The 22,826-nt window shown below is 42.8% G+C and carries 20 protein-coding genes; 10 read left to right on the forward strand and 10 right to left on the reverse strand.

Translation table 11 applies throughout. From position 1 onward, the window contains the following. Positions 1 to 131 precede the first annotated feature (131 nt). Complete coding sequence (apcB, locus tag NLP_RS16750) at positions 132 to 641, reverse strand: allophycocyanin subunit beta (protein WP_104907384.1); 510 nt, start codon at positions 639 to 641, stop codon at positions 132 to 134. A gap of 358 nt (positions 642 to 999) precedes the next feature. Here apcB and glnA point away from each other — a divergent pair, with 358 nt between their 5' ends. Then, positions 1,000 to 2,424 carry a type I glutamate--ammonia ligase gene (glnA, locus tag NLP_RS16755; protein WP_104907385.1) on the forward strand — a complete coding sequence of 475 codons (1,425 nt, stop codon included), beginning with the start codon at positions 1,000 to 1,002 and terminating at the stop codon, positions 2,422 to 2,424. Between the two features lie 122 nt (positions 2,425 to 2,546). On the opposite strand, the gene NLP_RS16760 is transcribed toward glnA, so the two are convergent. Beyond that, positions 2,547 to 2,747 carry a hypothetical protein gene (locus NLP_RS16760; protein ID WP_094327996.1) on the reverse strand — a complete coding sequence of 67 codons (201 nt, stop codon included), beginning with the start codon at positions 2,745 to 2,747 and terminating at the stop codon, positions 2,547 to 2,549. A 374-nt stretch (positions 2,748 to 3,121) separates the two neighbouring features. Here NLP_RS16760 and NLP_RS16765 point away from each other — a divergent pair, with 374 nt between their 5' ends. Next, the gene (locus NLP_RS16765; protein ID WP_104907386.1) at positions 3,122 to 4,021 is read left to right on the forward strand and encodes a ferritin-like domain-containing protein; all 900 of its coding nucleotides are present in this window, start codon (positions 3,122 to 3,124) and stop codon (positions 4,019 to 4,021) included. 635 nt (positions 4,022 to 4,656) lie between these two features. On the opposite strand, the gene patX is transcribed toward NLP_RS16765, so the two are convergent. The 4 genes from patX to NLP_RS16785 all read right to left on the reverse strand — a co-directional run bounded on the left by patX (position 4,657) and on the right by NLP_RS16785 (position 8,317). Beyond that, positions 4,657 to 4,884, reverse strand: coding sequence for a heterocyst-inhibiting protein PatX (gene patX, locus NLP_RS16770; protein ID WP_104907387.1), 228 nt, complete (start codon positions 4,882 to 4,884; stop codon positions 4,657 to 4,659). A 107-nt stretch (positions 4,885 to 4,991) separates the two neighbouring features. After that, positions 4,992 to 6,737, reverse strand: coding sequence for an FAD-dependent oxidoreductase (locus NLP_RS16775; protein ID WP_104907388.1), 1,746 nt, complete (start codon positions 6,735 to 6,737; stop codon positions 4,992 to 4,994). A gap of 171 nt (positions 6,738 to 6,908) precedes the next feature. Beyond that, positions 6,909 to 7,487 carry a hemerythrin HHE cation-binding protein gene (locus NLP_RS16780; protein WP_104907389.1) on the reverse strand — a complete coding sequence of 193 codons (579 nt, stop codon included), beginning with the start codon at positions 7,485 to 7,487 and terminating at the stop codon, positions 6,909 to 6,911. 98 nt (positions 7,488 to 7,585) lie between these two features. Further along, complete coding sequence (locus tag NLP_RS16785; RefSeq protein WP_104907390.1) at positions 7,586 to 8,317, reverse strand: alpha/beta fold hydrolase; 732 nt, start codon at positions 8,315 to 8,317, stop codon at positions 7,586 to 7,588. A gap of 610 nt (positions 8,318 to 8,927) precedes the next feature. Between NLP_RS16785 and NLP_RS16795 the strand changes: the two genes are divergently transcribed. Next, on the forward strand, positions 8,928 to 9,974 hold the full coding sequence (locus NLP_RS16795; RefSeq protein WP_104907392.1) for a zinc-dependent dehydrogenase: 1,047 nt from the start codon (positions 8,928 to 8,930) through the stop codon (positions 9,972 to 9,974). On the opposite strand, the gene NLP_RS33280 is transcribed toward NLP_RS16795, so the two are convergent. Next, entirely contained in the window at positions 9,880 to 10,314 is a 435-nt protein-coding gene (locus NLP_RS33280) for a hypothetical protein (RefSeq protein WP_158680431.1), read from the reverse strand. The two genes, NLP_RS16795 and NLP_RS33280, sit on opposite strands and share 95 nt — an antisense overlap. A gap of 36 nt (positions 10,315 to 10,350) precedes the next feature. Between NLP_RS33280 and NLP_RS16805 the strand changes: the two genes are divergently transcribed. The 4 genes from NLP_RS16805 (at position 10,351) to NLP_RS33290 (ending at position 15,018) form a co-directional block, all read left to right on the forward strand. Further along, a complete protein-coding gene (locus NLP_RS16805) occupies positions 10,351 to 11,610 on the forward strand; it encodes an inorganic phosphate transporter (RefSeq protein WP_104907393.1) in 1,260 nt (419 codons plus the stop codon). 438 nt (positions 11,611 to 12,048) lie between these two features. Beyond that, complete coding sequence (locus NLP_RS33285) at positions 12,049 to 12,309, forward strand: hypothetical protein (protein ID WP_158680433.1); 261 nt, start codon at positions 12,049 to 12,051, stop codon at positions 12,307 to 12,309. 222 nt (positions 12,310 to 12,531) lie between these two features. Then, the gene (locus tag NLP_RS16815; RefSeq protein ID WP_104907395.1) at positions 12,532 to 14,865 is read left to right on the forward strand and encodes an EamA family transporter; all 2,334 of its coding nucleotides are present in this window, start codon (positions 12,532 to 12,534) and stop codon (positions 14,863 to 14,865) included. Then, positions 14,866 to 15,018: a hypothetical protein gene (locus NLP_RS33290; protein ID WP_158680435.1), complete on the forward strand. Its 153-nt coding sequence runs from the start codon at positions 14,866 to 14,868 to the stop codon at positions 15,016 to 15,018. Positions 15,019 to 16,593: 1,575 nt separating this feature from the next. On the opposite strand, the gene NLP_RS16820 is transcribed toward NLP_RS33290, so the two are convergent. Next, complete coding sequence (locus NLP_RS16820; RefSeq protein WP_104907396.1) at positions 16,594 to 16,869, reverse strand: hypothetical protein; 276 nt, start codon at positions 16,867 to 16,869, stop codon at positions 16,594 to 16,596. A 112-nt stretch (positions 16,870 to 16,981) separates the two neighbouring features. On the opposite strand from NLP_RS16820, the gene hetR reads away from it, so the two are divergent. Continuing rightward, positions 16,982 to 17,881, forward strand: a complete 900-nt coding sequence (hetR, locus tag NLP_RS16825) for a heterocyst differentiation master regulator HetR (RefSeq protein ID WP_104907397.1) — start codon at positions 16,982 to 16,984, stop codon at positions 17,879 to 17,881. An 861-nt stretch (positions 17,882 to 18,742) separates the two neighbouring features. Here hetR and NLP_RS16830 read toward each other — a convergent pair. Beyond that, entirely contained in the window at positions 18,743 to 19,408 is a 666-nt protein-coding gene (locus NLP_RS16830; RefSeq protein WP_442946668.1) for a hypothetical protein, read from the reverse strand. A gap of 467 nt (positions 19,409 to 19,875) precedes the next feature. On the opposite strand from NLP_RS16830, the gene rpsD reads away from it, so the two are divergent. Further along, positions 19,876 to 20,484 carry a 30S ribosomal protein S4 gene (gene rpsD / locus NLP_RS16835; protein WP_012408407.1) on the forward strand — a complete coding sequence of 203 codons (609 nt, stop codon included), beginning with the start codon at positions 19,876 to 19,878 and terminating at the stop codon, positions 20,482 to 20,484. Between the two features lie 66 nt (positions 20,485 to 20,550). Here rpsD and moaA read toward each other — a convergent pair whose 3' ends face one another. Further along, on the reverse strand, positions 20,551 to 21,537 hold the full coding sequence (gene moaA, locus NLP_RS16840) for a GTP 3',8-cyclase MoaA (RefSeq protein WP_104907399.1): 987 nt from the start codon (positions 21,535 to 21,537) through the stop codon (positions 20,551 to 20,553). Positions 21,538 to 21,699: 162 nt separating this feature from the next. On the opposite strand from moaA, the gene NLP_RS16845 reads away from it, so the two are divergent. Next, entirely contained in the window at positions 21,700 to 22,731 is a 1,032-nt protein-coding gene (locus NLP_RS16845; RefSeq protein ID WP_104907400.1) for a hypothetical protein, read from the forward strand. The last annotated feature ends 95 nt before the right edge of the window (positions 22,732 to 22,826 follow it).

The raw sequence follows: 22,826 nt of genomic DNA on the forward strand, positions 1-22,826 counted from the left end.
CGCCAAGGGCAAAAGCTTGAATAAAGCCCTTCTCAACGTCTAGAGTTCACAAAAAAGCGATCGCTCCATTAAATCAAGGTGCGATCGCTATTTATGTTTATGTTGGGGCAGACACCTTGCCCGCTTAAAATCTAAATATCTATCTCGCTCAACTCGCGTGTGATGTGATCGAATGGTTCATCTACAAAAGCAGTATTAACCACACCTGCTGCTACTACTTGTTCCTTAATCAAATCCTTGAGAATTTGGATACCGCGAACCGTAGGGCCAATTGGTACTCCTAGAGAATTGTAAGTTTCACGTAGCCCTTGCAGGACTCGTTCATCCAATACATTTGTGTTACCAGCAACCAGCGCATAGGTGGCATAGCGCAGATAGTAGTCCATATCCCGCAGACAAGCTGCATAACGACGAGTTGTATAAGCATTTCCACCGGGGCGAATCAATTCTGGCAGTTCTTCAAATAACTTTAAACCAGCTTGCTTGACAAGTGCAGCCGCATTAGAATTGATTGCCGCCGCCGCTTGTACTCTTGCTGTACCACTATCAAAATAAGACTTCAGGCTATCGATCGCATTCCGGTCAAAATACCGACCAGCTAGGTCATAATTCTTAATTAAACTTGTTACCGCATCGCGCATTCCTTTTTCTCCCAATCATTGCTATTTATGGTTTGATATTTATTTGCCTGCACTTATGCACCATTAAATTTTTGTGCTATTAAAAATAGGATTCGGCACAAAAACAATCTATCCACTATTTAAGGATTCTATGCCAAAGTTGACCCCTATGTGATGAATTTTCCCGTTTTGTATAGATGATCGCTGAAAGGTTAATATAACCTGTAATCAAGATATCTGTAGCACAAGCTACAAAATCTGCTAATGGCTAGTATTTAAGATATTTCTGGTGTGTCACGGCTTGATTGAGATCAGCAGGGTTAGGATGCTTTAGAAGATTCTAGTATTACTTTAGGAAATTGGTAGAGAAGGAGTAACAATGACAACACCGCAAGAAGTCTTGAAGAGAATTCAAGATGATAAAATTCAACTGATTGATCTCAAATTCATCGATACAGTAGGGACTTGGCAGCATCTCACACTGTATCAAGACCAAATTGATGAGACTGCATTCACTGATGGCGTACCTTTTGACGGTTCCAGCATCCGGGGTTGGAAAGCAATTAACGAATCAGACATGACGATGGTACTCGACCCCAACACTGCTTGGATCGACCCATTTATGGAAGTCCCAACGCTAAGTATAATTTGTAGTATTAAAGAACCCCGCACGGGTGAATGGTACAATCGTTGCCCACGCGTTATTGCCCAAAAAGCAATAGATTACCTGGTTTCCACTGGTCTTGGTGACACAGCCTTCTTTGGCCCTGAAGCTGAATTCTTTATCTTTGACAGTGCTAGGTTTGCACAAACCGCCAACGAAGGCTACTATTTCTTAGACTCCGCAGAAGGTGCTTGGAATTCTGGTAAAGCCGGTACAGATGAAAAACCCAACTTGGGTTACAAACCACGCTTCAAAGAAGGTTACTTCCCAGTTTCACCAACGGATTCTTTTCAAGATATCCGTACAGAGATGCTGTTGACGATGGCACAATTAGGTGTACCCATTGAAAAGCATCACCACGAAGTTGCTACTGGTGGTCAGTGCGAACTTGGTTTCAAGTTTGGTAAGTTGATCGAAGCGGCTGACTGGTTGATGATTTACAAATATGTCATCAAGAACGTTGCCAAGAAATACGGTAAAACCGTCACCTTCATGCCAAAACCGATTTTTGGCGATAACGGTTCGGGAATGCACTGTCACCAATCCATCTGGAGAGACGGCCAACCTCTGTTTGCAGGTGATAAATATGCTGGTTTGAGCGATATGGGGTTGTACTACATTGGTGGTCTTCTCAAACACGCACCAGCCCTGTTGGCAATCACCAACCCTAGCACCAACTCATACAAGCGCCTAGTACCTGGTTATGAAGCTCCTGTTAACTTGGCTTACTCCCAAGGGAACCGTTCTGCTTCTATCCGTATTCCTTTATCTGGCACTAACCCTAAAGCCAAACGTTTGGAATTCCGTTGTCCAGATGCTACATCTAACCCTTATTTGGCATTTGCTGCAATGCTTTGTGCTGGTATCGATGGCATCAAAAACAAAATCCATCCTGGTGAACCCCTAGATAAGAATATCTATGAACTCTCTCCAGAAGAACTGGCAAAGGTTCCTTCAACTCCAGGTTCTTTAGAACTGGCGTTGCAAGCACTGGAAAAAGATCACGCCTTTTTGACAGAATCAGGCGTTTTCACGGAAGACTTTATCGAAAATTGGATTGATTACAAGCTAGGTAACGAAGTTAAACAGTTGCAGCTGCGTCCTCATCCCTACGAATTTTACCTTTACTACGATGCTTAATTAAGAGTCGTATCTAACTAAAAAGTAATAAGTTTTGCCACCCTCTACTTTAGGGTGGCTTTTTTTCCAGATTTCTCAGTTGAGACATTAACTCAAAAAATTCAGCTTAGAATTCCTGAAATTCAGCTCATGGAAGCATGACTAGGCCCATAAATCATCCGAGTATTAGCATCTACCTTCCCTTGAATTGGGTTCCAGTAATGAGATGCTTCTTCAGGAAGACCAAGCTCTTGTGCCGCCCGCATTAGTATTGATTGTTGGCGATTCTTGACTTGCTGATGTTCGCGCACCATTAACGCACGAGATTTATCTGCGATAGACATAATCATAGTCCTCTCTATTTCGTGAATATATAATTTTTCTTTCCTTACAAGACTAATATAACAATATTTCTGTAACATAAGCTACTTTTTACAAAAAAATTATATTTTGTTAGCCTACAATTTTCCGGCTTTGGAGGAAAATCCTCTAATCCACTTTTGATAACTAAAATCATCTAGCTTCAGATTGGTCTAACTTAAAAACACACCTTACCCAAGACTGAACATTTATTCTTTACTTTTATTTACACTTAAGTTCAACTCAAGTGATTAATTTTTGTGACTTTTACTATTTTTTTAGGTGAAGCGGCACAAATACAGCAATCGCAAAAATTAAGTTATTATTAAATAAAGATTTACAAAAATTTACATAATTTATGACAGTTACCTACCCGCGTAAATTTCAGAATGTTTTGAGTGCGAGAGATATATTAAAACGGGTGGTATGCGATCGCGAAATCCATCTTATTACCCTCAACCGCTACCGTTACAGCGAACAACACAGCTGCAAAGACCTCACAGAGCTAATTGAACAACTGAATGGACAGCCACGGCAACTAGTGCGGGATTTGTCTCATCACATTTCGGATGAAGCTCGTCATGCCATGTGGCTAACTGACTTGTTGACAGACCTGGGAGCAGATATTGGTAAGCCGCCCGGTTCCTCATATATCAATGAATTTGAACGCCTACTCGATCGCGAACAAAAAGATCCAGTCCAAGACCTCGAAGATTTTGTGATTTCTTCCCTTGCCGCAATTAACGTTACCGAAAAACGGGGCTGTGAGTATTTCTCTGCCCATATTCACGCCCTCAAACAAGCACCGCAGACAGAAGAAAACATCAAAATTCGGGAAACAATTGAAAAAATTCTCCCAGAGGAAGTAGGACACGTCCGGTGGGGTAATCGTTGGCTAGGAGAACTCGCGCGTAAAAGTCCAGAACATCAGCAAAAAGTCGAGCAAGCCAAGCGAAAATATACTGCAATTGAACAAGCTGCATTTGAATCGGGAATGGATATCACCTTGGGTGCAGAACTACGACGAGTTGCCAACTTGGTGGAAGTGGCAAATACCATGCCACTTTGGCAACGTCCCCAGTACCTGATGGAACGCTTACCCCAGACTTTGCTAGCGCCTGAGTTGCAATTTACTAGGATTCAGGCTGCACAAAAGGCTTGGCAGCGCGATCCACAGATGTTTATCGAGAAGTTTGTGCCAATGTTCCTCAATGGCATCCAGGGAAGAGAGAATAACCGCAAGAAAACAACAGTGTAAAAGGGGCATGGGGCATTAGGCACAAGAGGCAGAGGTGCAGAGGGGAAAAACTTACTGAACTTCTCCTCTGCTCCCCTATTGCTTTCTTTAACTAAAATTCATTTAAAAAGACCAAATGCAAAATTTTGCATCTGGCCTTGGGTGTAGAATAATTAAAATGACTAAGATGAACTGGCAGATCCTTCTTAATAATTATCTCGTCGGGAGCCATCTGCGAGGAGAACGAACCAGGGGGCAAAAGTAGGTCAAGATTAGTAGATTTGTTAGCAAGTGCAATAAATCTATACTACTTATGCTAATCCATACGCTAGATAAGCAAGAGATGAAACGAAAGAGATTTTATGCTTCGGCAAAGGACGTTAAACAGATGTCGGAGCTAAAATCGGTTACTTGCTTATGTAGATAACCACTTACTGAATGCATGAGAAGAAAATCTATTGGGGAATTTTGATCGGCAGGATTGAGGCCAACTATATATACAAAGCTTGCAGTTGAAATACTAAGCGATCACTGAAGACTTTCCTGTGTCAACTGTATATATCTCTGCCAGAAAAACTATGTAACAGATGTTAGCACAACATCCTGTTTTCTGGTAATTCTGTTCCTTTGGGAAAAGAGGCATTACCCTACAGTAGTTAAACCACAGCATAGATATTTCGGGCTTTTTGTGTCACTTCTCTGCGCCCACTACCGCGATGACGTGGCGCATCATCTGAACAAGCTTCAGATGACGCCGAGAGCCGCTGTTCCGAAGTAGGCGTGGAAGGCAGCGCTGTTGATAAGTGATTGACCATTGCTTGGCAATTAAAAGCTAAGGGGCCGAACACCAGACTCGAGACTAAAAGTGAAATGGCAGCACGCATAGCAGATGTCTATTTTGGAACTCTCCTCTTCACTGATACTTAGCTTTTTAAGGAATATCCGGACAATTAATCAAAAAGTATTCTGCTTTACTGAAAATAAACTCTTTTTATCCTCTGTTTAAATGTTCGACTAATAACCAATTACCAGAGTGATTGTGACGACCCCACAATGTAACTAATTGTTCGTGGGGATAAGCGCGTAATTGCTCGTCGATATGCGATCGCAAAGTCACAAGCTGCCAATTTTGCCCTTGATATGCGGCTGGTGCTGTGACAGTGAATCTGTATTCCTGCTGTTCCCAGCGGAAAAAGATGCCTTTAAAACAGTTACTTTCTCCAATTAATGCTTTGTCAAAAGCAGAGTCAGGGCAATCGCCACTAACTGGATAGGCTTGTGGGTTATTTAAGTAATACAGTTGCCAGTCCAGCCAATCCGAACGATTGGGTGGAAGATTAAATAAAGGAATAATTGCTGCTTTTGAGCGATTATCTTCTAATAAAGCCGTTTGCAGCGTCCTCACAGGTAAATCCCTCGGCTGGCAGTTTAATTCAACACATATCGCCGCTGCCATCCCCGCTGCTTGACCAATTCCCATAACCACAGGTTGTAATCTGGTAGCGCCATTGGCAATGTGAGAGACAGAAATATTCTTTTCACAGACCAAAAAACCATCTGTTGTGGCTGGAATTAGACAACTGTAGGGAATTGTAAAGGGAGTCCCCGTCCAACGTCCTCCCCAACGGATGGATTTAGGTTGCAGTGGGAATTGAACGCCAGGATAATGATGGTCATTGGCGTAGTTACCAACTGCGATCGCATCATTAAATATAGATGCAACTCTACCTTTGGCGATTGGTAAAATATCCTGTTCTCGGACAGTAGTTAGCCCCACCAAGCGGCGGCTTTCCCGGTAATAGGGATGCAGTGCAAAAGCTGTAGAAGTGTGAGGAAATACTTTTTTTGCTAAACCATAACGACGACCAAGCTGTTTTTGAATAAAATGAGCAAAATTTTGGCTGTGCCAGCGAGATTCTTGGATGAATTCACCTCTGGATACATCTGACTCTATCAACCGCCCTACCCCTTCTCCGTAATCATTGCCACAGATGGGCCAATTCATCATAAACAGGCCACCAGGCAAACGTCCATAATTTAAAAATGTCTCTGCTCCATAGCCATCCCAAGCACCTATAAACTGGGATGGATTATAGTTAGTTGCAGCCGGAATCTCTGGTGCAATTGATTCACCAAAGTCTTGCATAATCACTACATAAGTGGGCGCTTGCACGGGATATTTCTGGGTTAAAGAGTTAAAAGTCACTGGGGCGCTGGGTTCTTCCCACTCCGATTGCAATTCCCAACCCCAGCGGTAAGGTATATCAGCTAAAGGTAATAAATCTCCTAACTCTGTGCCGTCGAGAATAATCTTGGCTGTGACAGCAAAATCTGCAAAGCAGACACCAGTAATCGAATCACCTTGGCGGTAAACATCTATTGGTACTTGTCCAGAAATACAGTGTAGATTGGGCAATTCCTGCACCCAATCAGCAAAAATCTCTGTCCCAATTCGGGGATCGTAACTAAAAAAGCTTACCCAGCTGTTATCTAATCCTCCAGGCTGTCGTTGTCGCAATTCCTGCAAAAACGCACCCCATAACCCCGTTTGAAAGGCTTCTAATTCGTTGCCATCGGGTACAGACACTCCAGCCGAAGTTAGCATTCCCCCCAACCAAGGAAATTCACTCACCAGAATGGTTTTGGCTCCCCGTCGCGCTGCTTGGATAGCAGCCGCAGTGCCTCCGGTTCCGCCACCGACAACTAAGACATCAGCTGTATATGTCTGATTAACCATCCTTTAACCTCACAGGAGTTCCGACATATTCTCCTAAAAAAAGCGATCGCATTCCAGTTTTTATCTCAAACTGAGTGCGATCGCGATCGGATTCCTGAAATCAAAAATTATTAGGATTATTTTTCAATTAGTACTTACTTAACTAGAAGTCAAGGCAGTGTTGAGTTAGATTTACTTTGTCAAACCCTCAAACACACCCCTCAAAGCTGCAACAGCATCTTGAGTGCGCGCCCAAACTCCTTGATCTGGGTCTTGACCTGTAAGTTCTCTTGTACCCAAAACTTCCAACACACCTTTCAATTGTTCTTGATGAGCGCGATTTTCAAAGTTCACTTGATTGAGCGGCCCAATAGCTTCTTTTACGTCATCACCTACTACCTGAGCAGCTTTATGGATAATTAAACCAGTCATTACGGCTTGGTGCTTAATCCTTTCGTGAATAGAAACCTTTTGGTACAGTGTCAGCTCATCCCCATCTATTATACGACCTACTTGCTCAACGTACTGCCCTATGGTGTCTCTAGGCTGGGCTGAACCACCACCAAATTTTGAAATAACTCCCTCAATCACTGTGAGGTTTTCTTGGTCATCTTTGAGAAAGTCGTTTAGGCGTTTGCTAATTTCTTGATCGTTGCTTACAGCAGGTAGTACTTTTCGTTCATTAGAAATTAGCAACTCTTGTATAGCTTTCAAATCTGCTAGCTCTGTAGCGATCGCCTTACGCTTGGTATCATCTAAAGCTACAACCATTTCTAGACTTGCCTCAAATAAATTAGGATACTATTAACCTCTCACATTTATTTTGCTTAACAAATCATTCTTGAGATGTATTCTCATTATATTTATGTCTAAAGTCGCAAACAGGAATACAGCGAATCTGATACCCGGATAAACTTCCAGAAGTCGAGTAGCTGTTCTCCTACAAGCTGATACTGGGAAAAGTGAAAGAAATGCCCTCCTTCTAAACAAGACCAGAGGCGATCGCCCTCCTTCAAATGCGATCGCCATCCTTGCAGTGCCTCTGGTTCCACAACAATGTCATTTAAGCTACTACAAACCATCAAAGGTACTGAAACTCTGTTTGCCTTTATACTCACCCTCTCAAACAGAGAATGAGGAGAGAGCGAACAATCTAAATCTTGCTCCAGCAGATGTGTCAAACTCTTGAGAGTGCGTTCATCCTGATAACCAAATAAGTTGTAAACCATATCAGTCAAAAGCTTTTGGCGACTTAAAAACTGACGGTGCATATAGTAATGAGCTTGCCAATCAACCGCCGCATCAACACCCACGGCTAATAGCGTCAAAGACTTGACTGTTTCTGGATAGCGACGGCTATAGAGTAGCCCTAGTAATCCTCCTGTACTATGACCAATCAGGTGAACAGGTCGATTGCAAGATTTGAGGTAGTCATGAAGCAGAACAACAGCAGCATCTAGTGAACTTACTTCATCTTGGCTTTGGCGATATTTCCACTCTTGGATTGTCACTAGATCAGACAGGTAACGAAGTAGTGGTTGAGCAAAGTATTGCAAACTAGGGCTTGTATTTAACCAAAGAACATCCGGCAGTTTAGACATCCTGATTTTCCTGTAAATAGAATAAACTCTCAAGTTGCTAATTAAGAATTTTGTAACTAATAACCACAAGTTGCTATATCTGATTCCAGCTGATTTTTCCAGCCAGACTTACCAGTGTGTCAAACCTCTTGTAAAAACTTATTGATAAAAATATTCCATATATTTGAGAAAAGCTTACAGTATTAGGAAAATTATTGCAAATAATTGTTGTTAGTGTGTCAATAGACCTCTTGCACGAATGCAAAACTTGCCCTCATCCCCCAACCCCTTCTCCCAAAATTGGGAGAAGGGGAGTCAATTTCAAAGTCCCTCTCCCAAGCTTGGGAGAGAGTGCTTTTGCCGGCGCCCATTTCAGCAATAAGCAGAGTCAATTTCAAAGTCCCTCTCCCAAGCTTGGGAGAGGGATTTAGGGTGAGGGTAAGGATTCATGCAAGAAGTCTAATAACTGTTTCTCTGTGAAGTTAGACCAAATTTTCCCTGCCTATCAGCGTCCCCCTCTTCGGAAGGCTACAAAGCTTAGAACAAGCTAAAACACAGAAATCTCAAATTTGATAGCTTAACGTTGACTGCTAATGTTACATCTAGTATCGTTGAGCGGGGAAAAACCAACGTGAAAGCACAGGTATTTAGAGGCGTTAATCAACTCTCTTACGAAGATATCCCAGTTCCAACCCTAGAACCAGATGAAGTGCTGGTACAGGTGCAGGTTGTGGGGTTGTGTCAGTCAGATATTAAAAAAATTCGTTATCCGCTGTATGAACCGCCGCGCATTTTTGGACATGAAACTGCCGGTACGATCGCAGCACTAGGCAATAATGTCAAAGGCTGGGAAGTGGGACAACGGGTAGCAGTGATGCACCACATCCCTTGTATGCGTTGTGCCTACTGCATGAATGATAATTTCTCTATGTGCGATGTTTACAAAAACATTTCCACAACCGCAGGCTTTAATGCTAGTGGTGGCGGTTTCGCCGATTATGTCAAAGTACCCGGACATATTGTCCAAAACGGCGGGTTAATTCCCATCCCTGATAATATTAGTTTTGAAGAAGCCAGTTTTGTCGAACCAACCAACTGCTGCTTAAAAGCAGTGAAAAAAGCCCAAATTGCTCCCGGACAAACTGTGTTAGTTACTGGTGCTGGGCCAATTGGGTTAATGTTTATCATGTTGGTGAAGTATTTCGGAGCAAAAGCGATCGCTACCGATTTACTACCCTCTAGAATTGATAAAGCCTTGAGTGTCGGTGCAGAGGCGGCTTTTGATGCTCGTGATCCCGATTTACCAGCCAAAATCTCTGCCTTAACTGCTGGACTCGGTGTTGATGTTACCTTGCTGGCTGTTCCGAGTGAGAAAGCATTCTTTCAAGCACTTGATAGTACCCGCAAAGGTGGGAAAATCTTGTTTTTCGCTGAATTCCCTGATGAGGTGGAAATTCCCATTAACCCGAATATCCTCTACCGTCGGGAAATTGACTTGATCGGCAGTTATAGCTCATCTTATCGGCTTCAGAGTCTATCAGCCGATATTGTATTTAATCAGCGAATTGATGTGCAAGCTTTGATTAGCGATCGCTATCCATTAAAAGATTTATCAGCAGCTGTGGAAGTTGCGATCGCACCCACACCGGATACTTATAAAATCTTAATTTATCCCTAAAAGGGAGATTAGGGAGATGGGAGAGTGTTAAAACTAGAAGTTTAAAGTTCTGAGATTCAACGACGAAGCTCAGAGGTTCAACGATGAAGCTCAAAGGTTCAACGATGAAGCTCAAAGGTTCAACGATGAAGCTCAAAGGTTCAACGACGAAGCTCAAAGGTTCAACGACGAAGCTCAAAGGTTCAACGACGAAGCTCAAAGGTTCAACGGTGAAGCTCAAAGGTTCAACGACGAAGCTCAAAGGTTCAACGATGAAGCTCAAAGGTTCAACGACGAAGCTCAAAGGTTCAACGATGAAGCTCAAAGGTTCAAAGTTCACCCTTAAAAGCTCAAGTTTCATCCTCATCTCTCTCACTTTCCTCTTGTCCCCAACAAAATGCTTATTACCCTACTTTTCGTAGCTCTACTAGCTTTCTACGTCGCCTGGAATCTCGGAGCAAACGATGTCGCTAACGCGATGGGAACCTCTGTAGGTTCCAAAGCTGTCACCCTCAAACAAGCACTAATAATTGCTGGGGTATTAGAGTTTACGGGTGCTGTGTTGTTTGGACATGAGGTAACGGAAACTCTAGCAACGAAAATTGCTAATCCCGCCTTATTCGCAGCTACACCTCAAATATTTGTTGTTGGAATGGTAACGGTACTAATATCGTGTGGTGTGTGGTTACAAATTGCCACATCACGCGGTTTACCCGTATCCTCTTCTCATGCGGTTGTTGGTGCGATCGCTGGATTTAGTTGGGTAGCTTTGGGAGTAAATGCAATTGATTGGTCATCAATTGGCTCGATTACCATTGGCTGGATTTTAACGCCGTTAATTAGTGGTGCGATCGCCGCTTTACTCTACAGTCAAATCAAGCACTGGATTTTAGATCAACCCAATCAAGTAGTCCAGTTACAAGAGTGGATTCCCTGGTTGAGTACTGCGCTGCTAGGTGTATTCGGCGTGATTGTCTTACCTTCGCTCACAGAACCGCTCACCAATTTTGTAATTGAGCAAGTTGGTTTCAAAATCCCTTCTCATGACATCCCCCTGTTAACCGGTGCAGTAGCAGCAGTTGGACTCACAATCATCAGTTGGCGACAATTGGGAGATAAGGGAGACAAGGGAGAAATACTCCCCAATCCCGTAGAAAGATTATTTGCTCGATTTCAACTACTAAGTGCTTGCTTTGTCGCCTTTGCTCATGGTTCTAATGATGTGGGAAATGCGATCGCTCCTTTAGCTGCGATCGTTTACATCAATCGTACTGGTAGCGTACCTACTGATGGTATAACTATCCCCCTTTGGATTTTAATTCTTGGTGGTGCTGGTATTGTTGGTGGTTTAGCTGTCTGGGGAAAAAAAGTCATTGCTACCATTGGCGAAAACATCATTGCTTTGCAACCCAGTGGTGGATTTTGTGCCGAACTGGCAACTGCTACCACCATCCTCATCGCTTCCCGGCTAGGTTTACCAGTCTCCACCTCCCACGCTCTTGTTGGTGGTGTAGTTGGTATTGGCCTAGTGCAAAATCTCAATTCGATTAAGTTTCAAACACTAAAAGGCATTGCCGCCGCATGGCTAATTACAATCCCCGTAAGTGCTGCCCTTAGCGCTGCCATCTTCAGCATCGCCCAGATTATATTCTTCTAAGAACTATTAATATTTTCCAAACTTTTCCTCTACTGGAATTTACTCAAAGCAAAACCCAGACTGCAACAACGCTAAAAAAAGCGTGCTTTTGCAGAATTGCTGCTCATTTATTAGAATGTTGTGCAGGGGATAGCGTAACTTTTAATTTCCACAGAGAGATACTTTAATCTCCATTTAGAGATATAAACTGTCATACCAGTTACATTCCACACAAATTTACAGTTAGTTTCGCAAGTCAGACAATTTGGTGGGGATATCTAGCGACGAGTCGCCTACGCACACGCATCTGTGAATCTTTGACAATTATTATTGGCAGCAAAATAATAAATATTTATTTGGAGTGAGATTTCTTTAAAAGTAAAAATTTCATTGGCAAATAATTTATGAAAATTAAACTGACCAAAAAATAAAAAGTCTCTATCTAAGGGACTTCCAGGCGTGGCGATCAATCCAAAATCCCTTCGGGTTGGGCAATCCCCCAGTCCCTCTGGCGTCGCTAACGATGGGAATCGCCCTTCGGGTGACGCTCGCAAGCTCGCTAACGCCACTTTGCCAGACGCTCGTTCGCTCTTAGCGTCTCCCCTTCTCCCAAAGGGAGAGGCTAGCGCCAAGGGAGAAGACTCGCTAACGACGCAAAGCGCCAAGACGGCAAGTGGACTCACCAAGACGGGTGCTACCTCACCAAAATTCCAAATCTAATGGTTAAATACTTATCAATGCTGAAGAGAACACGGTGTAATAAGCTGTGTAGCAAACTTAGATGCTTTGCTAACCTGTGTCTAGGATGACAGAATTACGTTGAAATGCGGAAGTACTGTTAAAATTTTTAATTTATCTGGCAAAATACAGGAAATTAGGATGACCGCCAATAAAGTGTACCGGAAGCAGCTTTATCGTCAAAGTGTTAGAGGTTAGAAGCTAATGGGGCGATTCGAGAAGCAACCAGAAAACCCAAGAGTCAGAGGGGAGCTATCTAGAGCAGCAGAAAATGCTCTTTGGGCTGTAGTTGAAGACTTAGAAAATCTTCAGCAGAATGTCCTCAGAGCTTTGCAGGAAGACGTAAAGCGGCTTCAGTCAGAAAAAAATCGGTTATCTGATGAGATTCAAAGCTTGGTAGAGGAAAAAGAGCATTTACAACAAGTGCGCCAAATCACCGAGCAGCAAGTGTTAATTCGGCAACTGGCAGAAGTTCTGGCAAAGCATATATCTTCACAACTGCAATCCTCTCTGGCAACTTTAGCTAATCAAAGCATAGAGGGCAAATCTTACGAACAAGCTGCATTGAAGTCTGCTGAAGTGAGCAGCAATGTAGTCGGTGAAATCAATGAAAAAGTCGAACACATGTTTGACAGTCTGGATGACACCGTTACTGTTACCTTTAATTCCCTACAACAGGAGCTGAAGAACTATCAAAGTAATCTTTCCCAACAGTTGTCACGGATGTATAGCCAGCAGCAGCAAGGGGAAACGATTTTGACAGAGTTTGTCAACCGCCTGCATGGAGAACTAGATAAAACTATAGAAGAAACTTCACGCAAATCAGCAACAGCAGGTATCCCGACTGTTTTGCAGTTTACGGAGCCAGAAAAAAACAGTTCTGTTGAAACATCCTTACCAGAGTTTGAGCAAGTAGTAAGAAATTCCCTTGAGCCAATTTCCCCGATCTCCAATAAATTTTCACCAAGGGAAACGACATCACAGCCGCCAATTATTAAAGAAAACACCGCGAATCCAATTTCTTCTCCCAGCAAGGATTTGTCGCCAAGGGAAACGACATCAAAGCCGCCGATTGTTAAAGAAAACACCGCGAATCCAATTTCTTCGCCCAGCAAGGATTTGTCGCCAAGGGAAACGACATCAGAGTCGCCGATTGTTAAAGAAAACACCGCAAATCCAATTTCTTCTCCCAGCAAGGATTTGTCGTCAAGGGAAACGCCATCAGAGCCTACTGCGGCTGTAGTTCCGCCACCAAAAGACAATGCCACCGAACCAATTTCTGTCTTAAATCAAGAATCGCCGGAAAACGAAACGAAATCAGAGCCTTCGATCGCATCTTTGCTACAACCGAGAATGATCCGACCTTCTCCAAAGGATCCTAATGAACCAATTGCTGTCCGCCGTAAGAACGTATCGCAAACCAAAGCTGAATCCTCATCGACCACGGCGCTAGAACCGCAGGTAAAAGCAAAACCCTCACAATCGCGATCGCCTAATTCTTCTAGCTCATCGACACTCCAAATCGGTTTGTTGTTGATTGTCTTATCAGCAGTGATATCGTCACTTTATAACGTAGCCATCAAGGTAATTTTCCACGAAGGTTCCCAGATTTTTGGAGTATTAGACGTAGAGCAATTGCTACCGCCGACTTTGGGCAATACTCTGTTAATTTTGACGCTACGGTTTATGGTAGTCGTACCACTAATGGTACTTTTGTCTCCGATATTGCATCCAAGACTGTGGCAAGACTTGGAAAACTTGTCCGCTTCAGTCCGAGGAAATGCCACACCTGCCAATGCAGCTACCAAGCAGATTTTGGTGTTGTCAATTGTGAGTGGGTGCTTTTTGTTTTTATCTCAGGTACTAATCTATATTGCGATCGCTCAAGTCACAACTGGAATGGCGATCGCACTGTTCTTTATCTATCCAATGGTTAGTGGTCTATTTTCGTGGTTTCTGTTTCGCGATCGCCCCACTCTATTCCGCATCGCGGCGATCGCCGCGATTTGCTGCGGTGAATTGTTAGTTTTAGGGGGTTCTCCCAGCATCGGTATCGGTAATACTTCAATGGGAAGCAGCACCGCCATTCTTTCGGGTGTGGCTTTTGCTGCCTATATAATTCTGACGCGAGTCTGTGCTAGCAAACTGCATCCTGTGACTTTTACTTTAATTAACTTCACTACCATGCTGTTGTTGAGCTTTATCTGTTTGATGCTACCTTTGCCAAGCAGTTGGAACTTGGTAATAGTTGACCCCTCTAAAATACTGGAACTGGTTTTGAGCGCGTTTATTTTGGGTGTGCTGACTCTTGCAGGTTATTTGCTCAATAATGTTGGTATTAGTAAACTAGGAGCCTCGCGATCGGCGCTCATCGGTGGTAGCATCCCAGTTTTAACCGTGATTTTCGCTGGGTTAATTATTCAAGAGAATTTGGATATTGTGCAAATTCTGGGAGTGTTATTTGTAACTTTTGGCGCGGCTGCTTTCAGCTTTGAAACAATGCGAAATCAGGTTAAACCCTCTAATCCCACGAATTAAATGGCGAGTTCAATCAGCTTCAGTGTGATGGAAGCTACTTTACCTCCCATCACTCTCAGCATCAATCTTGACGCTAATGCACCCACTTGTAACTTCTCTAAATCATCTGTGACAAACAAGATCCCCGACTTCTTTGAAAAGTCGGGGATTTAAGTTTTTACGAATGATTTCAGAATGCTGTATAGGTGCAGATAACATTTAATAGATCGGCAAGCAGTATTCAGAATAAATCGACTTGTAATATATTTTTAGGAATTTAGCCTGATACAGATAGGGAAAACACGTATATGTAAGCAATATGAGTAGTACTGACTCTAGCAATTGAGCACGAGTACTTGCTCAAAGAGAAGATTCACAAAGAGTTAAGACAATTGCAGCACATTTTGGAACTAACAGATGAAGAAATCGCAGAAATGTTTACAGTAACTCGTTTTTTTGAGGCAAGCGCATCTAAATTAATTACTTTCGAGCGCAACTAATGTTAAAAACCAACCACAAAATCAGCATTTCTTGTTTAGGTTTGGTAGTTTCCAAGACTCAAAGCGATGTCTACGATAGACTGCACCTACGCAAAATCTGTATCAATAAGCAGTTCTTAATGCGACTAATTTGGAATTTATTGAGAATATAATCCCTTTGTTGATATTAAGCAGCCGGACTGCCCGTTTTTTCTCTGTGGGAGGATAAATAAGTGGGCAAGAATAAACTAACTTATGTTAAGCACTGTAAATTTGTCAAATTGCCTTATACTGAGGGCTAAAGCCCTTATACTTCGGTTTTATTTGTCGCTTATGGAAAAGACCCCAGACGGTGCTAAGTTACCAGAAATCTTTAATTATTCACACCCACTTGCTAATTGTGTTTCGTAAGATGTTATCTTTCTTTCTGTCGTTTTATACCAGTCTACTTAATCTGCGATCGCCCAAACACCCAGAAAAAGAAGCTGATATCGTAGCTTGCTGCGGATTATCATTCTTTTATAGCAACAAACTATCTACGTAATTTAAGTCTCTCAAATATATAAAATAGCGAGGTAAAAACATACTTGAAAGTAGCCAGTAAATTAGTTAAATTATGAAAATTTAAATTTTTTTCATGAAAGAAATATAAATTTATTGCAAAAAAATCTCTAAATATTCATCGGATGGAAACCAAGATGTTTTATTATATGTATGGCTATTAACTAATCTTTCGGTTATTAGCACGAGCGACAAAGCCTTATAGATACGCGATTTAGTCGTAATTAATCGCGGCTTTTTGTGTCCACCCATCAAATAAAATAATAAATAAAACTTGGATTAAGGAGTAAATATAAGAATATCATCAAACCTTAATTTGAGCAGAATATAAAATATTTAAATAGTCATCATTTATAAACTTTAAAATGCCCAATTATGTTTCAAAACGAAAAAGAAGTGATATGATGAGGAACAATATTTGAAAAATAACAGGTATTTTGAAATTGGAATTATTTGCTCTACTTGATGTCTACTATCTTTCCTCAAGCCAACGGCTGATACTGCCGAGACATCACTGGAGGTTGTAAACGGAATGATAGTTCACAACGAGCTGTATAGCTCAACCTCTAAATGTGGCTACACCTGGTAAGCGATTTCTTTTGAGACTATTCCCAATTATTTCTAGTCACTTGTGTACTACAAATAATTCGCAAAAGCTGAAAAAAAGCATCTTTTTCTAGTAACAGATATCCCAGATTAACCGCGCAAACTAGTTTTTACTCTGAGTCGGCATAGTGCCATAATTAGGTGTAAGCAGCTTGACGTTGTTGCTCTTGAAAGATGAAAAAAACCAGAAAACTAAAAGGCTTTGTAGATTAATTGCAGCATAGTTGACTGTTGGGACATAAACCGCCGTTAAACTGGATTTGGTGGTGTCTCTAATTTTCTGGTTAGATGCAGAGACAGTTATAGTGACAACTACCGACTCTGCTTTTTGTACCAGGAAATATGCGAAAACGGTAGTTTGTGCTACCACCGATATCATCGTTATCGCATACTAATATAGTCTGAAGTAAAGACAGCCTTCAGCCAGGTGTATACTACCTATTTTCACTCGATTAAAAATTGTGTAAACGTGCTATTCAATTGTCTGTAATATGAGTAACGACATAGATCTGATCAAACGTCTTGACCCCAGTGCGATGGATCAGATCATGCTTTATCTGGCTTTTAGTGCCATGCGGACGAGTGGGCACAGGCATGGGGCATTTTTAGATGCAGCCGCAACAGCAGCAAAGTGTGCAATTTACATGACCTATCTAGAGCAGGGACAAAACCTGCGAATGACAGGGCATTTGCATCACTTGGAGCCGAAACGAGTAAAAATTATTGTAGAAGAAGTCAGACAGGCATTAACAGAAGGCAAACTGTTAAAAATGTTGGGTTCTCAGGAACCTCGCTATTTGATTCAATTGCCTTATATCTGGCTAGAAAAATATCCTTGGCAACCGGGGCGATCGCGCGTTCCTGGTACCAGTCTGACAAGCGAAGAAAAAAGACAAATTGAGCAGAAACTGCCCAGTAATTTACCTGATGCTCAGTTAGTTAGCTCCTTTGAGTTTCTGGATTTGATCGAGTTTTTACACAAGCGATCGCAAGAAGACTTACCACCCGAACACCAAATGCCTTTGAGTGAAGCTTTGGGTGAGCATATCAAGCGTCGTCTGCTTTACTCAGGAACGGTAACGCGTATTGATTCTCCTTGGGGAATGCCCTTCTATGCGCTTACCCGTCTTTCTTATACCCCAACAGACGATGAAGAACGTACACACATCACCGTGGAAGATACCGCTCGGTATTTCCGCATGATGAAAAATTGGGCAGAACGACGACGAAACGCCATGCGGTTGCTGGAAGAACTTGATATCCTCCCAGAAAAAATGGATCAGGCTATGGAAGAATTGGATGAAGTTATTCGTGCCTGGGCAGACAAATATCACCAAGACGGTGGTATTGCAGTGGTTTTACAGACGGCGTTTGGTGAAAAAGAAGACTAGTACAACTAACTGTGCAAACTGTGCAAAATTCTAAATTCCCAAAGCTGAAAAACTGACGTGAGTTCAACTAACCTCTCTCCAACTCCTCTTTGCGTTGGAGAGGAGCATTATAATGTTTTTCATTTCTTTGAATGCTTACTTGGTCAGCGGACACTTTGGGAACAGTGCTAAGTATCGGAATGACCACAAGTGGCAGAATTGGTACTGAAGTTTGTCCGAGATCATAGAGCGTTTGACAGAAGTTGCATTAGTGTACAATCCGCCGCAAGGTTCACGTGATATCTTTGTAGTCTCTGGATAAGACCGGGTGTTGGCAGAATCGAGAAGGGGAAAAAGACGGCTTTTTTGGGCGAGGTGCAGAAACTTCTTCAACCTTTCGATGATGATATAGAAACCAAAGTAAGAAATATAGTAACTTTACCCAACATACCTTTTACCCGACCCCCAACCCCTCCCCGATGCCTTGGGGAGGGGCAGTTTTGGCTTTAGACAAAACCGGGGTGGGGTGACGCGAAGAGTGGTGGTAAGTGAGAGAACTGAATATCACGTCTTGACAAGGGTTTCACCTTAAGTTGAGACCTATGGACAACAGCAAGCGATCGCTTTATCTACGATCGAACTACAGGTAATCTTTTCTTTGAGAAGTACACGCGTAGGGGCAAAACATGTTGTGCCCCTACGATTAATCTGTACCTCACGCCTGTTGCAATCTGCTGTATAAGGTTGGGTTGAACAACAGCGAAACCCAATCTACAAATTAAAATCGGATGATTTATTTTTTGGTAGTCCCTGAATCAAATTGGCAAATAGCCACTCTATATTCAACCTGTATTTTCAATCAATTAAATAAAGCACTGTAATTTAATTAGTGCCCGGTTGGGTTGGAACAATTGGTTGAGTTGGAACAATTGGTTGAGTTGGAACAATTGGTTGAGTTGGAAATGGAGTAGTCTCTAAACTTGGACTTGAACCCGCAGGAATTATCGTTGGCGGTGTAGATGAAGATGAAGCACCGATAACACTATCATCAGCACTGATACAAGTATCTAGCGCTTGAGTAGCGGGAAAGTCGATTTGACTACGCAAGCCAACCACACACTGGCCAAAGCGTACGGGTAACAAACTGCGTCCACAATAATCTAAAACTGTCGGATTAGCTTCTTCCTTAGTACTTAGGCTGACGCCAACTACACAGGTTGCTAACTCTTCAGGACGCCGAGCCTTTCCACAAGAAGAAAGCGCATCTGTTGCAGCAATTTGGGTTTCTTTACCAATTTTCACCACGCAAGCAGCCAAATCTTTTGGACGCAGTGCTGCTGCACAACCTTCTGATGCCGCTTCTGCCTTTACACCCACACTCAAAAGGCGACCAGCACAGACACTATAATCATTCCTGTAGGAGGCAGCAACAGCCATATTAGGCAAGATTGTTAAACATCCAGCTATAGCCAAAACTGGTAATGTTAAAATCCTGAAGGTGTAACTGCCTTGTTTGTTCTTACCTCTGCTAACCACTTTTTTGCTCATTGACATTGCCATTCTCCAAACACCCAAAGTTATGCTAACTCAAATATCTTAAAAATCCTCTGTAATCTAAGAATTTCAGAGGTAGTAAGGTATAGATATAATTAATTATGTCGAAAATTGTGTTAATATAGCTGTTTGAAAGATAAGTAGGCAACGTAAAAAGTATTTTAGAGTAAGAATACTGCGTAAACCAATCTGATGATTGAGTAGCCTACGAAACTAAATAAACACAAAAAACTTATTGGCAGTAGTACGGCGGGCACGTCGGAATTCAAGCTTGGAAGCTAGTGTGTCGGCTCAACCGACTTAAAGCAACTGGCGTAAAGGAGATGCCTCTACATTGGTAAGATACGTCATACCAAAGTAAGCACCTTCAAAAAACCAAGAATCCGCTGATTTATTATTCAGTGGAATGTCAAAATTGAATGTTTGGGTAAAGTTTAAACAGGATTAGATTAAGGAAACTCATGTCCCGATATAGAGGGCCCCGCCTCAGAATTGTCCGCCGCTTGGGCGACTTACCAGGATTGACTCGTAAAAGCGCCAGACGCGCTTACCCACCTGGTCAGCATGGTCAGAACCGCAAGAAACGCTCTGAGTATGCTATCCGTCTGGAGGAAAAGCAAAAGCTCCGCTTCAACTACGGTTTGACTGAAAAGCAATTGCTCCGCTATGTGCGGAAAGCCAGACGTGTTACTGGTTCTACCGGACAGGTGTTGCTACAATTGCTAGAAATGCGCTTGGATAATACCGTTTTCCGCTTGGGTATAGCGCCGACTATCCCCGCAGCTCGCCAACTAGTGAATCACGGTCACGTAACTGTTAACGGTCGTGTGGTGAATATTGCCAGCTACCAATGCCGTCCTGGCGAAGTAATTGCCGTCAGAGATCGGGCACAATCACGGAAGTTGGTAGAAGCTAACTTGCAATATCCCGGTTTGGCCAACCTCCCCAGTCATTTGGAGTTTGACAAAAATAAGTTGGTTGGTAAAGTTAACAGCGTTATTGAGCGCGAATGGGTGGCATTACAAGTTAATGAACTACTTGTGGTGGAATACTATTCACGACAAGCTTAATAGTCATTTGTCCTTAGTCATTTGTCCTGAGTTCTTTGCAAAGGACAAATGACAAATAACCAATGACTACCCGCCAATCTGTGACATGGTGCGGGTATATGTACCTGAAATGCCAGAATCGCGCCCTTTAAAGTTAATTTCTGGCTTGTTTGCGAGTAAATGTCTAACCTGCTCTTGTAATTGAGCGGTGCTGACACCAGAACGTAGAGCAGTTTTTAAATCTATTTGACCAGTTTCATTTAATAAACAGGGACGCAGCCAGCCATCAGCACTCAGGCGCATCCGGTTACAACGATCGCAAAAACATTCTGACATTTGACTAATAAATCCTAGTGTCCCCTTCGCACCGGGAATTTGAAAGACATCAGCAGGGCCAGCACCACGAACTTGAGATTCTGTCAAGCCCCAGCGATCGCGAATCTGTCCTCGTAAATCGGCTGAAGATACCCAACCGCGATCGCCAAATAAATGCACATTGCCAATGGGCATAAATTCAATAAATCGAACGTGCCACTGTTTATCAATTGTCAGAGCGGCTAAATCTAAAACTTCATGGTCATTAACGCCAGGAATTACCACTACATTCAGCTTCAGTGGGTCGAATCCGACTTCATAGGCAGCTTGAATCCCCTGCCAAACTTGTTGCCAACGAGAACGCCCCTGATTACCAATAATTTGATCAAAAATGTCGGGATCGAGAGAGTCAAGACTAATATTAATTCGTCGTAAACCAGCATTGTAGAGGTTTTGCGCCATCGGAGCCAGCAAAAAACCGTTGGTGGTCATTGAGATATCTTGAGTTTGGGGTAAAGTTGCGATCGCACCTACCAAATCCACCACACGGGGACGCAATAAAGGTTCACCCCCAGTCAAACGAAATCGGGTAAAGCCTACTGGAATAAATACTTCTTGAATTAAGGTGAGTAGTTCCTCATCAGTTAACAGCTGTTGCCTGAGAATATAATCCAGTTCTACTCCCTCTGGCATACAGTATTGACAACGAAAATTGCAGCGATCAATTAAGCTAATGCGGAGGTAGTCTACCTGGTTCATGGTTTTATTTTTATTCTCTCTGATTAATTAAAGACTTTACAAAGGTGGTTTACCCCTTCTTACTATCTTTGTTGTAACTCAAAATACCGTACTCCCCCTTAAGTGAGAGTCCACAGATTGTGGCATAATAAGCCGATCGCATCCACTAGTTAGTCATCAATCGTGCAAGATACCGACTCCATCAACGACCTTGCTGCTGCTTTACTACAGCCAGCCGATATCAGCTTTGAACTGCCCGATCCAGAAGATGAACAGATTCTAGAGTCAGATTTTCAACAGCAGCTAGAAATAGCTTGGCAGGTATGCGATCGCTTTGATTTGCAAACTGAAATCTGGCGGGGGCGAATTTTACGGGCGATCCGCGACAGAGAAAAAGTGGGTGGTGACGGACGCGGTACTGGCTTTCTGCGATGGCTAAAAGAGCGGGAAATCAGCAAAAGTCAAGCATACTCTTGGATTCAACTGGCGAATAGTGCCGATACTCTGATTGAAGACGGTAAACTTGACCCCGGATCTGTGAACAATTTCAGCAAACGGGCATTTGTCGAAACCTCCAAAGCAGTCCCCGAAGTGCAACAGATGGTGAGTGAAGCTGCCCAAAAAGGCGATCGCATCACTAGGCGGGAAGTGCGTCAACTCAATGATGAATGGACAGCCATGTCCTCAGATTTATTACCCGAAGCAGTCAAAGAAAAAGCAGCAGATAACACCCTTCCCCCGCGCTACATTGCCCCATTGGTGAAGGAAATGGAAAAACTGCCAGAATCGCATCAAAAGTTTATCCAAAAGGAAATAGCTGCCAATCCTGATGTGGATACCCTGAAACAGGTAACTACTGAAGCGCGTAACTTAGCCAAATATCTCAAAGGGGCGGCTCAAGTTCAGGCGCTAACGCAGGAGAATATTGACATTGAAACAGCCTTAGAAGAAGCGCAAAGAGTCGGCTGTTTGAGCATTGCTGCTGATTTGGTAAATCAAGCATCGCAAATTGAACAAACGATCGCTAAATTGTACATGACTTGGAAACGGATCGGTAATTTAGCAGATCGATTATATGTAGATACTGGCGCAAGTACACCCAACTTGCGATCGCTCCTCACTTGCTTGGAACCTCTGGGTGGCGAAATCATGGAATTACAACTAAGTGGTGCGACTGAACACACTGTTCGTTTGCAAATTCAGGAGACGAATTAGGGAGTGGGGAGTTATTCATAGGTGTCAATTTAACGTGAAACCCGCTTGGTGACAACGTTTTGCCCTCACCCCCAGCCCCTCTCCCCAAGGGAGAG

This window comes from Nostoc sp. 'Lobaria pulmonaria (5183) cyanobiont', assembly GCF_002949795.1.
Lineage (GTDB): Bacteria > Cyanobacteriota > Cyanobacteriia > Cyanobacteriales > Nostocaceae > Nostoc.